Annotated in this window: 2 protein-coding genes; both read right to left on the reverse strand. The window is 67.9% G+C overall.

Annotated features, from left to right (window positions below; genetic code table 11):
• Nucleotides 1-1,273: methyl-accepting chemotaxis protein (locus GRF61_RS25215; protein ID WP_348982473.1), on the reverse strand; the 1,273-nt coding region annotated here is incomplete at its 3' end.
• A gap of 26 nt (nt 1,274-1,299) precedes the next feature.
• A partial coding sequence (locus GRF61_RS23645; RefSeq protein ID WP_169153066.1) for a chemotaxis protein CheA occupies nt 1,300-3,124 on the reverse strand: 1,825 nt, incomplete at its 5' end.

Here is a 3,124-nt window from a genome sequence, read left to right on the forward strand (position 1 = left end):
GGACGATCTCGCCCAGCAGCTGGCCGGCCTTCTCGGCGAGTTGCACGCTGCCGCTGGCGACTTCGCTGATTTCCTGCGCCGCTTCCTGGCTGCGTTCGGCCAGCTTGCGCACCTCGGCGGCCACCACGGCGAAGCCCTTGCCGTGCTCGCCGGCGCGGGCCGCTTCGATGGCGGCGTTGAGCGCCAGCAGATTGGTCTGGTAGGCGATGTCGTCGATGATGCCGATCTTGTCGGCGATACGCTTCATCGCGGTGACCGTCTCGCCCACGGCGCCACCGCCTTCGGCGGCCTGGCCGGAGGCCTGGGAGGCGATGCTGTTGGTGACCTTGGCGTTCTCGGTGTTCTGGGTGACGGAGGCGGTGAGTTCCTCGATGCTGGCGGCCTGCTCGGAGGAGGACTGGGACAGGTTCTGGGCGGTGGCGGAGACTTCTTCCGAGGCGGAGGAGAGGTTGTCGGCGGCGCTGCGCACATCACCGATGATTTGTCCCAGCTTCTCGATCATGGCCGACATCGCGCCCATCAGCTTGCCGACCTCGTCGCGCGAGTTCGCTTGCAGGCGCACGCTCAGGTCGCCGTCGGCCAGTGCGTTTGCCGCCCGCAGCGCCTCGCCGACCGGGCGGGTGATGGAACGGGTGACGAAGAAGGCGATGCTGCTCGCGATCAGGAACAGCGCAACGACGATGCCTATCATCTGCTGGCGGCTGTCGGTGTAAGTCGCGCTTGCGTCCTTGGACATCCGCTCGAACTCGGATGCCTCGTGGTCGATGAAGGCCTGCAATGTGTTGCTGTAGGTGTCCGCTACCCGTTGAAACTCCGTTTGCATCATGTCTACAGCGGCGCTCTGATCGAACTGGGCGGAGTTGCTGTCGGCGATCACGAGCAGGCGATCGAGGGCTTCGCCATAGGGGGCGCGTGCGGCATTGATGCCTGCGGCGAGTTCCTTTTCCCGATCGGTCACCAGCAACTGGGAAAAGCGCTCGATCAAGCCGCTGTTTTCTTTGCGATTGTCAAGAATCTGCTTGATGAGCTCCTTATTCTTGAGCTTGTCGTCGATGATGATCACGTTCCGCAGCGCAACGGCGGTCTGGAGAACGTTGAGGCGCAGGTCCTGCGCCATCCGGCTGATTGGCCAACCGCGCTGGGCCATGATCTGGGTGTTGTCGTTCAGGGCCCCCAGGCGGTCGAGCGCGATGAGCGTGAGGATGAGGGTCAGCAGTATGGTCAGGCCGAAGCCGATCCCCAGCCTGACGCCGATTTTCAGATTGCCGAGCATTGCGATTCCCCTGTCTGTTGATGGCGCTACAGCGCCTTGGTCGCGGTATTTGTTTCCACCCTGTCGGAGGCAGGCGGGGTGGTGTGGTTTTCCTGGCTGGTAGCGATGTGGCTCATTGCGGCGACATCGAGGATGAGGGCGACCTCGCCGGAGCCGAGGATGGAAGAGCCTGAGAGTCCGCGCATGCCGCGGAAGAGTCGTCCGAGGGGCTTGATGACGGTCTGCAGTTCGCCCTGGAGCTGATCGACGACGACGCCGATGCGCTGTCCCTGGTGATGGATGACGACGATGTTTTCGCGCCTGGGGGCCTCGCCGCCGAGGGCGAAGAGCTCGCGCAGTCGGACATAGGGGAGGACCTCGCCGCGCAGATTGACGTACTGGCGGCGCTCGGCGGCGAGGGCGGGGGCGAGGGCGATGCACTCGCGCACCGCTTCCAGGGGGAGGACGAAGGGCACGCCCTGCACGCGCACCAGGAAGCCATCGATGATGGCGAGGGTGAGGGGCAGGCGCAGGCGCAGGGTAGTGCCCTGGCCCGGGGTGGTGTCGATGTGGATGGAGCCGCGCAGGGCGGCGATGGTCTTCTTGACCACGTCCATGCCCACCCCGCGGCCGGAGACGTTGGTGACCTGCTCTGCGGTGGAGAAGCCGGGCTCGAAGATGAGGGCGTGCACCTCCGCATCCGAGAGCTGGGCGTGCTCGGCGACGAGGCCGCGCTCGCGGGCATGGGCGAGCAGGCGTTCGCGGTCCAGGCCGCGGCCGTCGTCGCCGATCTCGATGACGATGCCGCCGGAGTCGTGGTAGGCGTTCAGGCTCACCCGCCCGCGCTCGGGCTTGCCGGCGGCGCGGCGGGCCTCGGGGGGCTCCAGGCCGTGGTCGATGGCGTTGCGCACCAGGTGCATGAGCGGATCGCCCAGCTTCTCGACCATGGTCTTGTCGAGCTCGGTGTCGGCGCCGGTGATCTCCAGGGCGATGTCCTTGCCCAGCTCCCGGCCCAGCTCGCGCACCACGCGGTGGAAGCGGTTGAAGGTCTCGCCGATCTCCACCATGCGCAGCTTCAGGGTCACATCGCGCACCTGCTCGACCAGGCGATTGACCGCGGCGGCGGCCTCCTGGGCGCGGCGGTCGCGGCGGCTGCGGGCGACCAGGTGGGAGGCCGCGCCGGCGATGACGAGCTCGCCGACGAGGTTGATGAGCTCATCGAGCTTCTCCGCATGCACGCGCACGAACTGGGACTCGTGGCCCTTGTCGGCGGTGGCGCGCTGCTTGGCCTGGGCCTGGCGTTCGAGGGCGGCCTCCACCACCGGCGGGTGGGCCATGCCCTCGGCCACCAGCAACTCGCCCAGCGGCACCTGGGCCTGGGGCGCGAGGCGGGTCTGGTCGGCCAGGCCCAGCTCCAGCTCGCGGGCGGTGAGGGCGCCGGCGGCAACGAGGATCTCGCCCAGGCGCTGCGGCCCCTCGGGCAGATCGTGGATGAGCTCGACGTAGTCGGCGATGCGGCTGTGCGGCGGCAGCAGGCGCAGCTGGCAGTCATCGCGGACGAAGTCGAACACCGCCTCGATGGCGGCCTTGTCGCGCTCGGAGTCGAGCTCGACCTCGAAGCCGAAATAGCAGGCGAGGGGATCGAAGTCCTCGGCCGTCGGGAGCGCATCGAGCAAAGTGGTGACGTGGACGATGCGGCCGAGCTCGCCGAGATAGCGCAGGAAGCTCAGCGGGTCCATGCCGTCGCGCAGCACGCCGGGCGCAAAGCGCAGCGACAAGTGCCAGGTGTCCGCCTGCACCCGCTCCAGCATGGCCTCGGCCGGAACCGGCGGGGAGGCCGCTGCGCAAGCCGCGGCAGGCTCGCCGGCGGCC

It is taken from the genome of Azoarcus sp. TTM-91 (assembly GCF_012911025.1).
In the GTDB taxonomy this organism is placed as follows: Bacteria; Pseudomonadota; Gammaproteobacteria; order Burkholderiales; family Rhodocyclaceae; genus Azoarcus.